Source organism: uncultured Jannaschia sp. (assembly GCF_947494025.1).
GTDB lineage: Bacteria > Pseudomonadota > Alphaproteobacteria > Rhodobacterales > Rhodobacteraceae > Jannaschia.
Map to the genome: position 1 here is coordinate 61,615 of NZ_CANLTQ010000012.1, position 16,526 is coordinate 78,140.

The 16,526-nt window shown below is 64.9% G+C and carries 13 protein-coding genes and 3 pseudogenes; 3 read left to right on the plus strand and 13 right to left on the minus strand.

Translation table 11 applies throughout. From position 1 onward, the window contains the following. The first annotated feature begins 154 nt into the window (after positions 1–154). Positions 155–1,521, plus strand: a pseudogene (locus Q1B08_RS13855) (ISNCY family transposase). Between the two features lie 127 nt (positions 1,522–1,648). Here Q1B08_RS13855 and Q1B08_RS13860 read toward each other — a convergent pair. Further along, entirely contained in the window at positions 1,649–1,798 is a 150-nt protein-coding gene (locus Q1B08_RS13860; RefSeq protein WP_299819927.1) for a PIN domain-containing protein, read from the minus strand. Positions 1,799–1,865: 67 nt separating this feature from the next. After that, positions 1,866–2,898: pseudogene (locus Q1B08_RS13865) on the minus strand (IS5 family transposase). 17 nt (positions 2,899–2,915) lie between these two features. On the opposite strand from Q1B08_RS13865, the gene Q1B08_RS13870 reads away from it, so the two are divergent. Beyond that, a complete protein-coding gene (locus Q1B08_RS13870) occupies positions 2,916–3,293 on the plus strand; it encodes a LysR substrate-binding domain-containing protein (protein ID WP_299819965.1) in 378 nt (125 codons plus the stop codon). Between the two features lie 92 nt (positions 3,294–3,385). On the opposite strand, the gene Q1B08_RS13875 is transcribed toward Q1B08_RS13870, so the two are convergent. From Q1B08_RS13875 to Q1B08_RS13925, 11 genes and pseudogenes are all read right to left on the minus strand, one after another. Then, positions 3,386–4,390: a phosphotransferase family protein gene (locus tag Q1B08_RS13875; protein ID WP_299819930.1), complete on the minus strand. Its 1,005-nt coding sequence runs from the start codon at positions 4,388–4,390 to the stop codon at positions 3,386–3,388. Then, positions 4,377–6,014: an AMP-binding protein gene (locus tag Q1B08_RS13880; protein WP_299819933.1), complete on the minus strand. Its 1,638-nt coding sequence runs from the start codon at positions 6,012–6,014 to the stop codon at positions 4,377–4,379. The genes Q1B08_RS13875 and Q1B08_RS13880 overlap by 14 nt, the downstream gene beginning before the upstream one ends. Beyond that, on the minus strand, positions 5,993–7,201 hold the full coding sequence (locus Q1B08_RS13885; RefSeq protein ID WP_299819936.1) for an acyl-CoA dehydrogenase family protein: 1,209 nt from the start codon (positions 7,199–7,201) through the stop codon (positions 5,993–5,995). The genes Q1B08_RS13880 and Q1B08_RS13885 overlap by 22 nt, the downstream gene beginning before the upstream one ends. A 106-nt stretch (positions 7,202–7,307) precedes the next feature. Beyond that, complete coding sequence (locus Q1B08_RS13890; RefSeq protein ID WP_299819939.1) at positions 7,308–8,432, minus strand: zinc-dependent alcohol dehydrogenase family protein; 1,125 nt, start codon at positions 8,430–8,432, stop codon at positions 7,308–7,310. A 24-nt stretch (positions 8,433–8,456) separates the two neighbouring features. Continuing rightward, positions 8,457–9,404, minus strand: coding sequence for a cyclase family protein (locus Q1B08_RS13895; RefSeq protein WP_299819941.1), 948 nt, complete (start codon positions 9,402–9,404; stop codon positions 8,457–8,459). Positions 9,405–9,446: 42 nt separating this feature from the next. Next, a complete protein-coding gene (locus Q1B08_RS13900; protein WP_299819944.1) occupies positions 9,447–10,106 on the minus strand; it encodes an ATP-binding cassette domain-containing protein in 660 nt (219 codons plus the stop codon). Further along, entirely contained in the window at positions 10,099–10,854 is a 756-nt protein-coding gene (locus tag Q1B08_RS13905; RefSeq protein ID WP_299819947.1) for an ABC transporter ATP-binding protein, read from the minus strand. Before Q1B08_RS13905 ends, Q1B08_RS13900 begins: the two co-directional genes overlap by 8 nt. After that, the gene (locus tag Q1B08_RS13910) at positions 10,851–11,792 is read right to left on the minus strand and encodes a branched-chain amino acid ABC transporter permease (RefSeq protein WP_299819950.1); all 942 of its coding nucleotides are present in this window, start codon (positions 11,790–11,792) and stop codon (positions 10,851–10,853) included. The genes Q1B08_RS13905 and Q1B08_RS13910 overlap by 4 nt, the downstream gene beginning before the upstream one ends. Continuing rightward, a complete protein-coding gene (locus Q1B08_RS13915) occupies positions 11,789–12,685 on the minus strand; it encodes a branched-chain amino acid ABC transporter permease (RefSeq protein ID WP_299819953.1) in 897 nt (298 codons plus the stop codon). The genes Q1B08_RS13910 and Q1B08_RS13915 overlap by 4 nt, the downstream gene beginning before the upstream one ends. Before the next feature lie 60 nt (positions 12,686–12,745). Further along, the gene (locus Q1B08_RS13920) at positions 12,746–13,969 is read right to left on the minus strand and encodes an ABC transporter substrate-binding protein (protein WP_299819956.1); all 1,224 of its coding nucleotides are present in this window, start codon (positions 13,967–13,969) and stop codon (positions 12,746–12,748) included. 70 nt (positions 13,970–14,039) lie between these two features. Next, positions 14,040–15,498 (minus strand): annotated as a pseudogene (locus Q1B08_RS13925) (NAD-dependent succinate-semialdehyde dehydrogenase). 142 nt (positions 15,499–15,640) lie between these two features. Between Q1B08_RS13925 and Q1B08_RS13930 the strand changes: the two are divergent. Continuing rightward, a complete protein-coding gene (locus tag Q1B08_RS13930; RefSeq protein ID WP_299819959.1) occupies positions 15,641–16,423 on the plus strand; it encodes an IclR family transcriptional regulator in 783 nt (260 codons plus the stop codon). The last annotated feature ends 103 nt before the right edge of the window (positions 16,424–16,526 follow it).

The following is a 16,526-nucleotide window of genomic DNA, read 5'->3' on the forward strand; positions in this document are numbered from 1 at the left end:
TGTATCCGGGGCGAGGTCCGGCGCCATCCATGCCTTCGGGTTACATAAGTCGTCTTACGAGAAGAAAGGATGTAGGCGCGAAGTCAAACTGTCCCCCATGTGCAAGGTAGAAGTGTCACGCTTCCCCGTTTGACGATCAGGTTGGAGTGCGACTGTGGGATGGATTCTGATGGGCGCGCGCGCGTTGAACCGGATCGGTCCTTGGTCAGGTGGTCCAGGGTCGGATGACTGCGACCAACGCGGCGAACTTGCTGGGCCTCGGTCGCAGGCAGGTTCAGAGGCTGAGGAAGGCCTTCGAGGCCGAGGGCGCGGCGGCGATCCGGCACAGGGCCCGCGGCCGGGGTCTCGAACAACCGGATCGATCCGGGCATCCGGGATTACGCCGTCGCGCTGGTTCGCGAGCGCCATGCGGATTCCGGACCGCCCCTGGCGGCCGGGAAGCTGTTCGAACAGCATGATCTGAAGGTCTCGCGCGAGACCCTGCGCGAATGGCGACAGGCCGATGGGCTCTGGCTCGCACGCCAGCAGCGCCGGACGTTCCATCAGCCTCGATTGCGCCGGGAGGCTCTGGGCGAACTGGTGCGGACCGGCGGCTCGGATCATCGCTGGTTCGAGGATCGCGGGCCGCCCTGCACGCTGCTCGTGTTCGTCGACGACGCGACGAGCAAGCTGATGCAGCTGCGTTTCGTGCCGTCCGGGAGCACGTTCAGCGACGTCGAGGCATTGGAGCTGTACCTGGCCAACCACGGTCGGCCGGTCGTCTTCTACAGCGACAAGCACACGGTGTTTCGTGTCGCCAGACAGGCAGCGAGAACAGGTCACGGCATGACGCAGTTCGGTCGTGCCCTGAACGGGCTGAACGTCGGGACCCTGTGCGCGAACAGCTCCCGGGCCAGGGGCCGTGTCGAGCGTGCGAACCGGACGCTGCAGGATCGCCCGGTCAAGGAACTGCGGCTCGCGGGCATCTGCGGCATCGCGGCGGCGAACGACTTCCTGCCCGGCTTCACGGATCGCCACAACGCCCGCTTTGCCAAGGTGCCGCGCCGGCCCGACGACCTGCACCGGGCGCTGAATGCCGAACCCGCTCGCTTGCACGACGTTCTCTGTCCGAGGGACCAGCGCTATGTCGGAGCGCAGCTCTCCCTGTCGTACGAGCGCAAACGGATCATCCTCGAGGAGAACGACGTCACCTGCGGTCTCGCAGGCAGGTACGTCGATACCCATGTCTTCCCGGACGGTCGGCTGGAGGTCCGCTGGAAGGGCGTCCGCTTGCTCTACAGGGTCTTCGACAAGGATCAGCGCGTCACCCATGCCGCGATCACCGGGAACAAGCACCTGAGCGCGGTCCTGGAGTTCATCGAGGCAGAACAGGACAAGGCCCCGCCGAAAACCCGCCCCGCCGGAAAGCAGCGCACTCCCTATATGCCGACCGGACGCAGGAACGATGGCTGGACCTCGGCGGCGGCCCGCATCGCCAAGTCGAAAGCTGCGCAGGCGGCCGGTCAAGGCTCCGATCCTTGACGTCTGCACTCTGTCCGGCCGCCCCCAACCGCCGCACTCGCGACATTTCTGCTTTGCAGCCCGAGCGACACTTCTACTCGGTTGCAACATCTAAAACTTAAAAAATTTCGTAGCTTACGAACTGTTCTTACCAAATCCGCTGCATCCCTTCATCCGGCACGGTGTCTAACCTCTCGTCCTTCGAGACGACCGGTATTGCGCGTTCGAGCGCGGTCGCGACGATGATCCGGTCGAACGGATCGCAATGCGCCCAAGTGAGCCGTTCAGCACGCTCCATGACGGCTCCGGACGGCTTTGTTGCACGGACCGGCTACCGGGCGGACTGCCCCCTTCCCCGGACGGACTTATCCTGCGGGTTTGGTGACGGGGATGCCGAGGGCGGTGTAGCGGTTGAGCACGGCGATGCGGACCTGGAACTCGGCGACCTGGCGATCAAAATCGCGCGCCATGAGACGCTGACCCAGCAGTTTCGCTTCCCGGACCTTCGGTTCATGCAGTGCATCTTCGTCTCGATGCGGCTCCGGCGGTGGTATCCGGTCAGACGTCGCCAGAGGGATCGGCCCAGGTACTTCGACGCCCGCAGGGCTTCGTTTCGAGCTGTGGCGCCGGCGGTGTCCGGCTTCTATGGCCGCGCGTTCCGGCGGGGCGGAATGACGGCACTCGCGCCGCGGTCGGCGATCGCATCGTGGCAGCGGCGAGTATCATAGGCGCCGTCCGCTGCCCGGCAGGGCATCGCGTAACGATGTCCCGAAAGGGGGCTGTGACCGGCCCGATCTCCTCGTCCGCAGAGATCTGACCGATCAGGTTCGGCAACACGGGCGCATCGCCAACGTGGCTACCGGTGATCTCGACGGCCCGGACTTCCATCGTCGCCCCGTCGATGCCCAGGTGGACCTTGCGCCACACGCGTCGGCGGGAACCGCCATGCTTACGCACATGCCACTCGCTTTCGCCCCGAACCTTGATCCCGGTGCTGTCTGTTACCCGTCAGGGCATCACGCAGTGACGTCCCGAAAGGGCACCAGCAGATGCAGTGGCCCCTTCGATCCCCGGTAGGGCAGCCTGACTGCCAAGGTCCGCTGACGCCGGCACAGCGTGCTGTAGTCGGGGACCGACAAGTCCAGTCCCGCCAACCGAAGCAAGCTCGCGACAAAGCCTGCCGTTTGCCGGAGTGGCAGCCCGAACAGGATCTGGATCGTCAGACAGGCCTGGATCGCCTCGTCGCTGTAGGCCTGCTGGCCGCACCGCCTGCCGGTCGGTGTCGCATCCCACGTCATCTTCGGATCGAACCAGAGCGTCGGCGAGCCACGCTTACGCAGCGCGGCATTGTAAGCGGCCCAGTTCAGGGCGGTAGCGGGTCGGAGCAGGTCGCGTCATGCCGACCGGCTATCCCGCTGACCAACCATTGTGAATCCCAGTACAGGTCCCTGCAACAAAGCCCCGGAATGCCGCTTTTGCAACTGGAGACGCGTATGGAAGCATGGGACGCGTGGTTCGAGGCACAAGGCGGCGCGCGGCCCGCGACCGAGGGAATGCAGATGGACCAGTTCTCGACGATGATCGAGACGGCGATCGGCGGGCTCGGCATCGCGCTCCTCCCGGACTACCTGGCGCAGGTCGAGATTGCCGAGAGCCGTCTGCATCCGATTCTGCGCCCCGCTGTCCCCGGACTCGGCGCCTACTGGTTCGTCTGGCCCGTTGACGCGCACCAGTCCGCACCCCTGGTCGCCTTCCGCGACTGGATAACGCAAGACGCCACGCCTGCATTTTGACGTTTGGGCTTACAGTTTCCCCGGAAAGAGCTGGCATCGCTATACCACGGGATTCGGACTTACCGCCCTATACCGGCTTTCGTCCTCTATCGCTAAATCATCTCTGCGGCTCGCTGTGCGAAAGAGCGAGCCAGCGAGGCTACGTCTCGAGCATTCGCACCCGCTGCGGTGCCGGCGCGCGCGCGATCAGAAATGCCTACAAAGATGACTGCAAACCGGAAGAGCGAGAAGATGACGTGGAAATCTTGGAGAGGCGGCGTAGGGCGAGCATGAACGCGGTAGTGCGTCTGGAACGCCGTGAGATCAGGGATGCCGAGTGAGGCCAGATCAAGGCCACGGATGCCGCCATACTCGTCGGGCGACGTGTGCCAGGTCATGCCGCAGAAGCCGAGATCGGCGAGAGGATGGCCGAGTGTGGAAAGCTCCCAATCGAGGATCGCGATCACTTTCGGCTCGTCCCGGTGGAACATCAGATTGCCGAGTCGGAAGTCGCCATGCGCGACACACGACATCCCGTCATCCTCGCGAATATGATCGGGTAGCCAATCGGCGAGCCGCTCGAGTTCGGGGATGGGGTCGCTTTGGCTGGCGCGCAGCTGCTTAGTCCATCGTCGCACCTGGCGCTCAAAGTAGTTGCCCGGCTTTCCGTAATCCGCGAGGCCCGCCGCATCGGGATCAACAGCATGAAGACGCGCCATCACTTCGGCCATGGCCTCGTACATCGCCTTGCGCTCGACAGGGGGGACGCCCGGCAGGCTGCAATCATTGAAAACCCGTCCGTCCAGGCGCTCCATCAGGTAGAACGGCGTGCCGATCGTCTCCGGGTTTTCGTGAAAGAGGATCGTGTCGGGCACGGGAACTCCATGCTGTCCGAGCGCCGCCATGACGCGGTACTCGCGGTCGATGGCGTGGGCGCCGCGCAGGATCGGACCATCAGGTTGCTTGCGCAGGACCATGCGCCGCGCGCCGTGGGTGACGAAGTAGGTCGGGTTGGATTGCCCGCCCGAGATGCGGGCCAGCTCGGCCATCGGGGCCGGACCGAACCGGTGGTCGAGGAACGCGCGAAGCGGCGCGGGATCGAGATCAGGGCTGCTCATGCTTTTCCCTCTCGACCAGCTCCGCCGCCATCTGTCGCAGGAGGAACTTCTGCACCTTTCCCGTGGCAGTCTTGGGAATTTCGCCGAAGACGAACCGACGCGGGCGCTTGAAACCGGCCAGCCGCTCGCGGCAGAACGCGTCCAGCTCGGCAGCCTCGACGGGATGGCTGGCTTCGATGAAGGCGTAGGGTGTCTCGCCCCATTTCGGGTGCGGAGCCGCGACCACCGCGGCGAGCGCCACGCCCGAATGGCGGTGCAGGATGTCTTCAACCTCGAGCGACGAGACATTCTCGCCCCCAGTGATGATGACGTCCTTGGCCCTGTCGCGGACGTGGATGCGCCCGTCGCTCTCTATTACCGCGATGTCGCCGGTGCGGAACCAGTCCCGGTCGAACGCTGCTTGCGTGGCTGCGGCGTCGTCCAGATAGCCGGCCATGATCGTGCTCCCCCGCAGGACGATTTCGCCTTGAGTCCGTCCATCGGGGGGCACGTCCGCACCAGCTGCGTCGATCACCCGCAACGCGGGGGCGGTGGCGTGAGGCCGGCCCTGGGAGGCAAGGTAGGCCGCTTTCCTGGCGGCCGGTGCGTCCGCGAGTTCTGGCGGCAGCGAATTGATCGTGCAGGGTCCGTAGCACTCGGTCTGCCCGTAAAGATGCGTCAGGTCGAAACCGATGGAGTCGAGCTGCTCGATCAGGGCGGTCGTCGGCGCGGCACCCCCCGTCCCGACCATCACGCGGCGCGCGTCCGCCCTCCGGCGCTTCCGGGCGGGGTGGTCGAGCAGCATGTAAAGCACCACCGGGGCGCAGGCGAAGTTGGTCACGGCGTGCGTCTCGATCAAGCCGAAGACCGCCTCGGGGTCCACGCCGTCCAGGCAGATATGCGTGCCCCCGGCAGCCGTCACTGCCCAGCCGTGACACCAGCCGTTGCAGTGGAACAGCGGCAGCGTCCAGAGATACGCGGTGCTCGAGCCGAAACCCAGGCTCACCCGGTTGCCCTGCGCGTTCTGGAAGGCGCCGCGGTGGTGCAGGACGACGCCCTTCGGGCGCCCTGTCGTTCCCGAGGTATAGTTCAACGCGATCGGCTGCCATTCGTCGGTGACCACGTCCCGCCAGTTCCGCCGCATGGACGACACAGGGCCGTCCATCACACTGAACGCCGCGGCGTTCTCTTGCAGGCGGCCCCATACGAGACAGGGGCGGCCGTTGGCGACTTCAGCCGCCAAAGCGGCGCGCGGTCCATCGGCCATGATGACCTTCGCGCCCGAATGGTCGAGGATGTAGGACACCGCCGCGGCGTCGAGCCGCGTATTGATCGTGTTCAGGACCGCGCCAAGTAGCGGAACGGCGAAATGCGCGACAAGCATTTCCGGCACGTTGCCAGCCAGAACCGACACCACGTCGCCCGGTCTCACACTATGCAACGCCAGCCCTTCGGCCATTCGCTGAACCGCGGCATCCACGTCATCCCAAGTATGGCGCGACGACCCCCAGATGATTGCAGTTGCGCCCCCATGCTCGGCGACCGTCTTGTCCAGCATGTCCAGCGGCGTAAGCGGAGTATGGTTCGCCGGCCGTGGGGCCAGATGCGCATTGTTGAACATCGTCAGCCCTCCGTCGCGCTCCATGACCAGAAGTCCCGGCCTTCCCCGGCGAGCGTGCGGCTCAGCACCATGCGGTGAACCTCGTCGGCGCCATCGACAAGCCGGGCCTGCCGGGCATAGCGATAGACCCATTCCAGGACGGTATCCTTGGAATAGCCGCGGGCGCCGTTGATCTGGATTGCCACGTCCGCCGCATCGTGCAGCACGTTCGCCACCTGGATCTTGGCCATCGAGATTTCCTTGCGGGCGAAGCCGCCGCGGTCGATCTCCCACGCCGCCTTCATCACGAGCAAGCGGCCGACCTCGATCCGCATCGCGATGTCGCCGAGCATCTGCTGCACGCTCTCCCGCTCTATCAGGCGCTGACCGAAAGCTTCGCGCCGTTCAGCGTATTCGGTCGCGACCTCCATGCAACGCTTGGCAAGGCCGAGCCACCGCATGCAATGGGTGAGGCGCGCGGGACCAAGCCGGGTCTGCGTCACCTTCATGCCTCGCCCTTCCTCGAGCAGCACGTTCTCCTGCGGGATCTCGAGGCCGTCGAAGACGAGCTCGCAATGGCCGCCATGCTCTTCCGGTCCCATGATCGGGATCCGGCGCTCGATATGCCAACCGGGATCGTCGCGGTGAAACAGGAAAGCCGTATGCCCGCGCCGGGCGTGGTCCGAGGTGCGCGCGATCAGTATGAAATGCTCCGCCACGCCCGCACCGGTGATGTACCACTTGCGGCCGTAAATGACGTACCTGTCGCCGCGCTTCTCGGCGCGGGTCAGCATCATCCCCGGGTCCGAGCCGCCGCCTGGTGCCGGCTCAGTCATAACGAAGGCGGAGCGCACCTCGCCCCGCACGATGGGCTCGAGCCAGCGCTCCTTTTGCGCTGCCGTGCCCAAGGCCTCGAGCACCATCATGTTGCCGTCATCCGGGGCAGCCGAGTTGAAGACGACCGGGCCGAAGATCGAGCGGTTCATCGCCTCGTAGGCCACGGCCATGCCCATCTTGCCGAGGCCTCCGCCACCGTTCCCAGGCTTCAGTTGCAGACACCACAGACCCGCCTCGCGCGCGGCGGCCCGCTCGCGCTCCAGCACGTTCGGAGCGATGTTCTCGTGGTCGTCATAGGCGCCGGGATCGGACTCGAGCGGGATCAGCCGTGTGTCGACGAAATCCGCGACGCGCGCCCGCAGCGCGTCGAGGTCGGCAGAGATCGAGAAGTCCATGAGCGGCTTTCTTGCAGGAGAATACGAATTGGGCCCGGAGACGCACCGAACCGGCGATGGAAGGCCGGCCCCGATACCGGAACGTCCGCAAAATGATTGCCCAAGTTCAGAAAATGACGACCTGACGGATGGCCTGCCCCGCCGCCAGACGTTCGAACCCCTCGTTCATCTCGTCGAGGCCGATGCGGTGGGTCATGAGACGCTCGATCGGCAGCTTCCCCTGCTGCATCATTCGCGCGAAGCGCGGGATGTCGCGAACCGGAACACAGGAGCCGACATAGGATCCCTTGATCGTCCGCTCTTCCGCAGTCAGCGAGACGGCGGACAGTTCCAGCCGGGCTGCGGGGTTGGGCAATCCGGCAGTCACCGTGGTGCCGCCCCGCCGGGTGATGTCATAGGCAAACTGCAGTGCCGGGACCGCGCCGGCAAGTTCGACCGCAAGATCGACCCCTCCGCCCGTCCATTCCTTGACCCGGACCACCGCGTCCTCGTCCCGGGGGTCAATGACATGAGTGGCCCCCAGTTCCTTCGCAAACGCGCGCTTGTCCTTGGCAAGGTCCACCGCCACGATCGTTTCCGCCCCTGCCGCGACAGCACCAAGAAGCGCGGCAAGGCCGACGCCGCCAAGGCCGACGACGGCGCAGCTTTCGCCCATCTTCAGGTGTCCCGAATTCAGCACCGCCCCGACGCCCGTCAGCACCGCGCAGCCGAGAAGCGCCGCCCGGTCAAGAGGGATGTCCTTGTCGATCTTGACGCAGGAGTTCTCGCTCATCACAGCATATGTCGAGAAGGCAGAGACACCGACATGGTGGTGAACCTTCGCCCCATCGACAGAGATGCGCCGCTCGCCTGTCAGCAGTGTGCCTGCCGCACCGGCTCTGGCGCCGGGTTCGCAGAGGGCCGGCCGGCCTTCCGCGCAGGGAACGCAATGCCCGCAGGAGGCGATGAAGACCATGACGACGTGGTCGCCGGGCGCGAACCGCGTCACGCCCGGTCCGACGGACTCGATCACGCCGGACGCCTCGTGCCCCAGTGCCACCGGAGTGTCGCGGGGGCGGTCGCCGTTGATGACCGAGAGGTCCGAATGGCACAGGCCCGCCGCCGCCATCTTAACCAGCACTTCGCCCGCTCCCGGATCCTCGAGCGTCGCCTCGACGATCTCGAGAGGGCGGCTGTCGGTATACGGCCGGGCGGCCCCGATCTCGCGCAGTAGCGTAACCTGTGCCTTCATTCGAACCTCTCCCCTGTCTGCTCTTTACCGGATCGCGACCGGATTGATCATGGACTGCACGGCGCCCTCGAACCGCGGCTGGCCGAGCACGAACATGAATTCGCTCACGCCATCCTCGACAAGCTGGCCCGTCGCCATGTTCTCAAGGATATAGACGCCGTTCTTGGCCAGAAGCTCCTGGTGGGCTGGGAAGACCAGGCCATCGGGATGCGGCACGGCATCGAGTCCCCAGGTATCCGCACCGACCGCAACAACGCCCTGCTCGGCCAGCCACGCGGCCCCTTCGTCGTCGATCCCGGGTTCACCGACCGCGAAACGCTCGGGGTCGCTCTCGATGATGTCGAGCCAGCCGGTGTGCAGGAGAACCACGTCGCCTTCCTCGATCGACAGCCCGGCCGCATCGAGCGCGCCCTGGATATCCTCGGCCGAGATCAAGGTCCCCTCCTCCATCATCTCCGTCCCGGCCTGGCCGGCCATGTCGAGGACGATGCCACGGGTGACGATGGGCGGAATGTTGTGCACGCCCATTTTCGTCAGGCCGCCGGTGGTGATGTAGTCGGCCGGCGTGTTGCCGTTGTAGAAGACGTTGTCGATGCCAAGGTGGCCAAGACCGTCGATCTGCGAGCCAAGGCCCACCCAGCCCATGATGACGTCGTCGACATAGGTCATCTTGTTCGACCCAAGGGACGCGCCACCCTCCTGCCCCGGCATGAAGATGTTGATGTCCAATTCGCGGACCCCGAAGCCGGGCGTGTTTGGCCCGACCGGAATACCAAGAGCATACGTCTTGCCGTCCGTCACCAGACCGGCGGCACGCTGCACGAGTTCGGGCGTCAACAGGTTGGCCGCGCCGATCTCGTCATCGGCGCCGTACCTGGACGGGTGCCAGGTGCCTTCGGCGTGGTCGTGCTGCTCTGCCAGGGCAGGCAGGCTCAGCGATGCGGCAAGGGCCGCGGAAAGTATCATCCTCATCTGGTCTTCTCCTCCCACTGCGTTGCGATCAGGCGGGATCGGTCAGGCCGCCGTCGCGGTCTTCTTCTCGATCTCGCCCCGCTCGATGACGTAAAGACCGTCCACAAGGTCCGCCGAGTGGACATGGTCGGATTCCGAAAGAAGCACCGACAGACCTTCGCCGCGCAGCTTGCCGATCACCTCGATCAGCCGCTGCGCGAGGGCTGGTGCGACGCCCTCGAACGGCTCGTCAAGCAACAGGAGCTTCCGGCCGACGATCAGCGCGCGGCCGAGCGCGACCAGCTTCTGTTGCCCGCCCGACAGGGACATCGCCTTGCGATCGGCGAACCGGCCGATCTCGGGCATGAGGTCATAGACCCAGTCGAGGCGGGCGCGCTCTATCTCTTCCCCCAGCGCGTTCAGGGGCAAAAGGATGTTCTGCTCGACGGTGAATTCGGGTATCAGGCGGCGATCCTCGGGCATGTATCCGATGCCCATTGCGGCACGGGTATGGGCCGGCTCGCGCGTGACGTCGGTTCCATCCACGTGAATTTCGCCGCCGTCCGGCGGAAGGATGCCCATGACCGAGCGCATGAAGGTCGTCTTGCCGGCACCATTGCGGCCAACGAGGCCCACGGTCGTCCCCTGCTCGACGATCAGGTCTGCGCCGCGCAGGATCTGTGTTCCTGCGATGCTGCTCCGTAGCGCGCGGGTCTCAAGCATGGACGCCTCCGATCACGTATCTCTTGACCTCCTTGTCGACGAGAACCTCGTCGGTGGGGCCGTCCGCAAGAATCCGTCCTTCGTAGAACGCGACCGTGCGCTCGGCGAAGCGGGTCACGATGTCCATGTCGTGCTCGATGAAGAGAAGTGTCGCCCCTCCTCCCTTCAAAGGATCGATGACCCGGTCCATCATCTCGATCTTCTCGTCGACCGAGACGCCGGAGGTCGGCTCGTCCAGCAGGATGAGCGCCGGATCGTCGATCGCCGCCATGGCGATGTCGAGCTGCTTCTTGACGCCCTGCGGCAAGGTGCCGACCTCGGTATCGGCATGGCTCTCGAGGCCGAAACGCTCGAGAACGGCGCGCCCGCGATCCATCCGGGGCTTCGTCAGCGCCGCACCCCAGAGGCCGCCCTTTCCGTCGGCGGCGGCGATATCGGCCATCATCACGTTCTCCAGCACGGTAAGCTGCGGGAAGATCTGGCTGATCTGGAACGACCGGCGGATCCCGGCCTGCGCGGTCTTGCGCGGAGTGGAGCCGGTGATGTCGCGGCCACGGAAGCGTATCGCACCGGCCGATGGCTTGAGATAGCCCGTCACCATGTTCACGAAGGTGGTCTTGCCCGCGCCGTTCGAGCCGATCACGGCAACGGTTTCGCCCGGGTAGAGCGACAGGGATATCTCGCTCGCCGCGACGACGCCGCCGAAACGCTTTTCCAGGTTTTCCGTAACGAGAATAGGATCGGTCATGCCTTCCTCCTCCATTCGGTGAGGGACCACAGACCGTTCGGCAAAAGCAGGATGACGGCAAGCATCACCGACCCCAGGATCATCTGCCAGGCGTTCGGCGCGAAATCGAGCGCGTAGGTCCGCACGAGTTCCAGCAGGAAGAAGCCAATGACCGGGGCGATGGTCGACCCGCGCCCGGCAAGGAGCGCGACGAAGACGAAGCCGCCCGAGGTCGTCCAGTTGGTCATCAACGGGTCGACGTGGCCGGTCGACATGGCGAAAAGTCCGCCGCCCAGACCCGACAGCGCGGCTGCAACGACTATGGCGATGAAGGCGACCTTGCGGGAGCTCGCGCCCAGGTACTCGAGGCGGATCTCGTTCTCGGCCACTGCCTCGCAAAGCATCCCGGCGCCGGAGGTCAGGTAGCGGGCTGTCGCCAGGCACGCCAGGACCGTCAGAACGGCCGTGGTGATGTAGTAGACATCCGGCCGCACCGTCCGATCCGGCGTCCAGCCCAGGTAGGTGACAGCCGGAATGTTGAACCCGTCCGTCGATCCGAGCCAGGCCGCCTTCACCAGCAGACCGTAGAGGATCATCGACACCGCAAGCGACAGCATCGCGTAGAAGATCTCGCGGTAGCGCGACAGGAGAAGGCCCAGCACCACGCCCGCCACCGTTGCAATGGCAATCGCAGCGATCAGGAGCAGAAAGACGTCCGTAATTCCCGCCTTCGCGGCAAGCATGCCGACCGCGTAGCCACCGAGCACGTAGTAGAGCCCCTGTCCGAAATTGACGAGCCCCGCCCGCATCTGCAGCGCCACGCCGAGTGCCACGAGCCCCCCCGCCAGCGCCGTCTGCAGCAGGAACCGCATCCAGTCCGGCAGGAAGAACCCGAGGATCAGAAGGCCCGCCAGGATCGCGATGTGCAGCGGCTCGCGCCGGAAATCTGTCTTCATCATATCTTGCGTCCCGATGCGCGGGCGAAAAGCCCGTGAGGCCGGATCGCCAGCACGACGGCCATGACAGCGTAGATGGCGAAAAGTTCGAATTCGGGGGCCAGGTGGACGGACAGGGCGCGTGCATAGCCGGCGAAAACGGCGCCGATCGCCGCACCCGGGATCGACCCCAGCCCCCCGATCACGACCACGGCGAAGGCGAGGATGATGACCTCGACCCCGATGCCGGGGGTGACCGCAATCTTGGGTGCCGTGACCACGCCGCCGACCACGGCAAAGATCGTCCCGATCGCGAAGGTCGTGGCAAAGACGCGCTTCACGTTGATGCCCATTGCCGCGCTGATTTCACGATCCGCGACGACTGCGGTCGTCATGCGGCCCATTCGCGAACGTTCGAGCCAGAACCACAGGGCGATCCCCATGACGACGGCAAGCGCCACGATGAGCAGATCGTACACCTGGTAGGGAAGGCCGCCGATCTCGATGAAGCCGAAATGCGCGTAGGGCTGGTACACGAAGTAGCTCTTGACGCCCCAGATGAGCTTCACCGCGTCCTCCAGGATCAGGAACAGCGCGTAGGTCACAAGGACCATCAGCACTTCGTCCCGACCATACAGGTTGCGCAGAACGCCACGCTCGACGATCAGACCGACAATCAACCCTGCGACTAGCGCCACGACGCCCATCAGGGCGAAGGCGAAGACGCCGGGCAGACCGAGCGAGTAGTAGACGCCAAGTGCGGATGCACAGACATAGGCCCCGATGGCATAGAACGCACCATGGGCAATGTTGAGGATCCGCATGACCCCGTAGATCAGAGTAAGCCCGACAGCGACGAGAAACAGCCATGCGGCGTAGCTCATCCCATCCAGCATGATGGCCGTGAATTTCTGCATGTCATTCGTCCGCCAAGGGAAAGGCGGGCACCCGAGGCGCCCGCCTGCGTCAGCTTGCGATCAGTCGCACTCGGCTCCGGGGAAACCGGCGGCGATCCACTCTGCCGCGGTCTGGTCGGCGGGCGGGTTGATGCACTCGGCGCTGTAGGTGATGACGTTCTCGACTCCGGGTTCGCCATCTTCGAGGACGTAGGTGCCGTAGCTGATGCTCTGGGCGGCCTGATGCCCATTCCCCAGCGACATCCGGACGGTGCCCGACGGAGCTTCGAACTCGAGGTTTTCCATCGCTTCGGCCGCAGCCGTGCTGTCGGCCCCTTCGCCGGCCTTCTCGTAGGCGGCCTTAACGCCAAGCACAGCCTGCGCCATCTTCCAGGCGGGGTATGTCGGCTCTTGGCCGAAGCGCTCGGCATAGGCTGTGCGGAACCACTCGGCCAACTCGTTCTCGGGCGCGAAGACGCTGAACGGGCCGCGGGCCGAGATGATTGTGCCTTCCGGCAGTTCGTCAGGAATGGTCGGGAACAGCGCCTCGCCCGTGGTCAGGATGACCTGCGAGCGCGCAAACAGGCCGCGCGGCGCAGCCTGCAACACGAACGCTTCAAGATCGCCTCCCCAGAAGGACGAGAAGATCAGCGTGGGCGACGACGTGAGCAGGGCCGAGGCTTCGGCACCGTACTGCCCGACATAGACCTGCGGGAACTGTTCCGAGACGATTTCGGACCCCGTCTCGAGCGCCTCGAGGGAGCCGGTGAAATCCCGCCAGTTGTCCTGGCCCCAGGCGTAGTTCTGGTTGATCCCGGCGACGCGGCTCAGATCGACGCCCGTGTCCACAAGATACCGGGCCGCGCCTACGGCATCGGTCGTGGCGGTAAGGCCCGTGCGGAACACGTAGGTGGGGTCGGTGACCACTTCCTCGAAAATCTGCGGCGTGCCGCAATCGACGAAAACGGTGAGCGTCTGTAGTTCTTCGGCCAGCGGAGCGACCGATTTGCAGTTCGCAGAAGAGGTATAGCCGATGACGACTTCTGCGCCATTCCGGTCGACCAGGTTGCGATATTCGACGACGGCGTCGGACGCCTCGTCCGAGAAGGTCGCCTCGATCGTGCGGCCATTGACTCCTTCGCTGTCATAGGGCGCAGGAACCGACCCTTCGTTGATCGAGTCGAACAGAAGCTCGGCCGCGTTGCGCTCGGGCTGGCCGAAGGCGCCCGCCGCCGGACCCGAAAGGAACACGGGAACGCCGATCTGGATCGTGTCGTCCTGTGCCCATGCGCCGGTCGCCGTCAACGTCCCGGCAAGGCAGAGCGGTATGATTGTCTTGTGCATTTTCGTTCCTCCCTTGAAAACTTACGTCCCGTCAGACCGACAGGCACGCGTATTTGAGCTCGAGATACTCGTCGATCCCGTAGCGCGACCCCTCCCTGCCGAGCCCCGACATCTTCACCCCGCCGAAGGGCGCTTCGGCCGTCGAGATCAGGCCGGCATTGACGCCGACCATCCCGTATTCGAGCCGCTCCATCACCCGGTACACACGCGACAGGTCGCGGGCATAGAAATACGCGGCAAGCCCGAATTCGGTGTCGTTGGCCGCGCTGATCGCTTCGTCCTCGGTCTCGAACCGGAAGACGGCAGCCAGCGGACCAAATGTTTCCTCGCGTGCCAGGCGCATCTCTGCGACAGCGCCCGTCAGAAGCGTCGGCTGCAGGTAGCGAGGGCCGAGGCCTTCGACAGCGCCGCCGCCGGTGACGATGGTCGCGCCCTTGTCCTGCGCGTCGGCCAGATGGCTCTGTACCTTCTCGACCGCCGCATCGTTGATCATCGATCGGCCCGACCTCGACACCCTCGGTGGTCCCGTTCCCGACCTTCAGCGCGGCGACCCGCTCGGCCAGTTTCTCAACGAACGCGTCGTGAATGCCTGCCTGGGCGTAGATACGGTTCGCGCACACGCAGGTCTGCCCGGCATTGCGGAACTTGGCGATCATCGCGCCATCGACCGCGGCGTCGAGATCGGCGTCGTCGAACACGATGAAGGGCGCGTTGCCTCCCAATTCGAGGCTGGGCTTCATGATCTGGGGCGCCGCCTGCGCCATGAGGATCTGCCCCACCCGCGTCGAGCCGGTGAAGCTGAGCTTGCGAATGGCGGGGTTCTCGCAGAACTCCCGCCCGATCGTGATGGCGTCGGTCGAGGTGACGACGTTGAAGACCCCCGGCGGCAAGCCCGCACGCTCGCCCAACTTGGCCATGGCGAGGGCAGACAGTGGCGTCAGCTCGGACGGGCGGGCGACGAAGGTGCAGCCCGCGGCGAGGGCCGGAGCCACCTTCCGCGCGATCGTCGCATTCGGGAAGTTCCAGGGCGTGATCGAGGCAGCCACCCCGATCGGCTGTTTCAGGACGAGGATCCGCTTATCGCGCTGGTGGCCCGGGATCGTGTCGCCATAGACGCGCCGCGCCTCCTCGGCGAACCAGTAGAGGAACGAGGCGCCATAGGTGATTTCGCCCCGTGCCTCGGCACGCGGCTTGCCCATCTCGGCCGTCAGGATGAGCGCAAGATCATCGGCGTTCGCCACCATCAGGTCGGCCCAATGACGCAGGATGTCCGACCGCTCCTTAGCTGTCATGGCCGCCCACTTCGGAAAGACAGCCGCAGCAGCCGCAATGGCTTCGGCGACATCCGCACGAGTTAGTTCCGCAACCTCGGCTGCAACTTGTTCGTCGGCTGGATTCACGACCACGGAACGGGAGCCGCCGCCGACCCACGCGCCGTTGACGTAGGCGTCTGTCCTGAACAGGGATGGGTCTCGAAGGAGGATCTTCATTTAAGACGTCGTACCTGTATTCGACCACAGTTCACTATATTGGACGCCACTCCATTTGACGGATACGTTGCCGCAGCGCTTTGCGTCAACAGGCATACGATCCGAAACCGATGCAGGCGAGACAAGTTGAGAGGAAACCACAATGAGCGCGAAACCGGCCGTTCCTGCCGTGGCGCGAGCGGCCGCGGTACTGGATCTTATCGCGGCAGAACCGGACACTCTGAGTTTGACCGATCTGGCCGACCGGCTCGGGATCGCGAAGAGTTCGCTCCACGCGCTGACCCGCACGCTCGTCGATGAGGGCCTGCTTCGGCGCACCCCGCGTCAGACCTACGTTATCGGTCCACATGTCATGAGGTGGGCTACTGCGTTCTCCGAGCGCAGCGACGTCGCGGCGGAATTTGCACGGATCTGGGACAAAGGCACAGCGAGGCTGCAGGGGGCGACCATTACTCTGTCGATGCTCGAGGGCAACGACGTGGTGTACATCGGTGCCCGCAACTCAGAGCACACACCCTGGTTCGGCTTTCGCGTCGGAATGCGCCTGCCGATGGCATTCACGGCGACCGGGCATGCCTTCATGAGCCAGATGAACGACTCAGAGATTCGGTACAGGTTCCGGGAGGGGCTTCCCGAAGCGCTGACGCCAAGCTCCCCCCGGACCGTTGAAGAGATACTCGATCTAGTGAGGCAGACCCGCGAGAGAGGGTACTCTCTGGACCTCGGGTATGTCAGCGATGGGATGGTGTGCTTCGGCGCGCCTGTTCTTGGCGCTTCGAACAAGGCGGTGGCGGGCGTCGCCGTCAGCCTCCCCGCCTCGGAAAGAAGCCCGCAGGCGGACGAAGCGGTGGTGACGACGCTGATGCGAATGGCCAGAACGATCTCGGAGCGCCTGGGGGCGGTGATAGAAGATCAAACGGGCTGACCAGTGGATCACTTGTACAGCAGTTTGGCATTGTTGCAGAACTCTGACTTCGGACGATTCACATGGTGAATCCATGCGGTTAGGCGGGACGCATGAGCAAGCC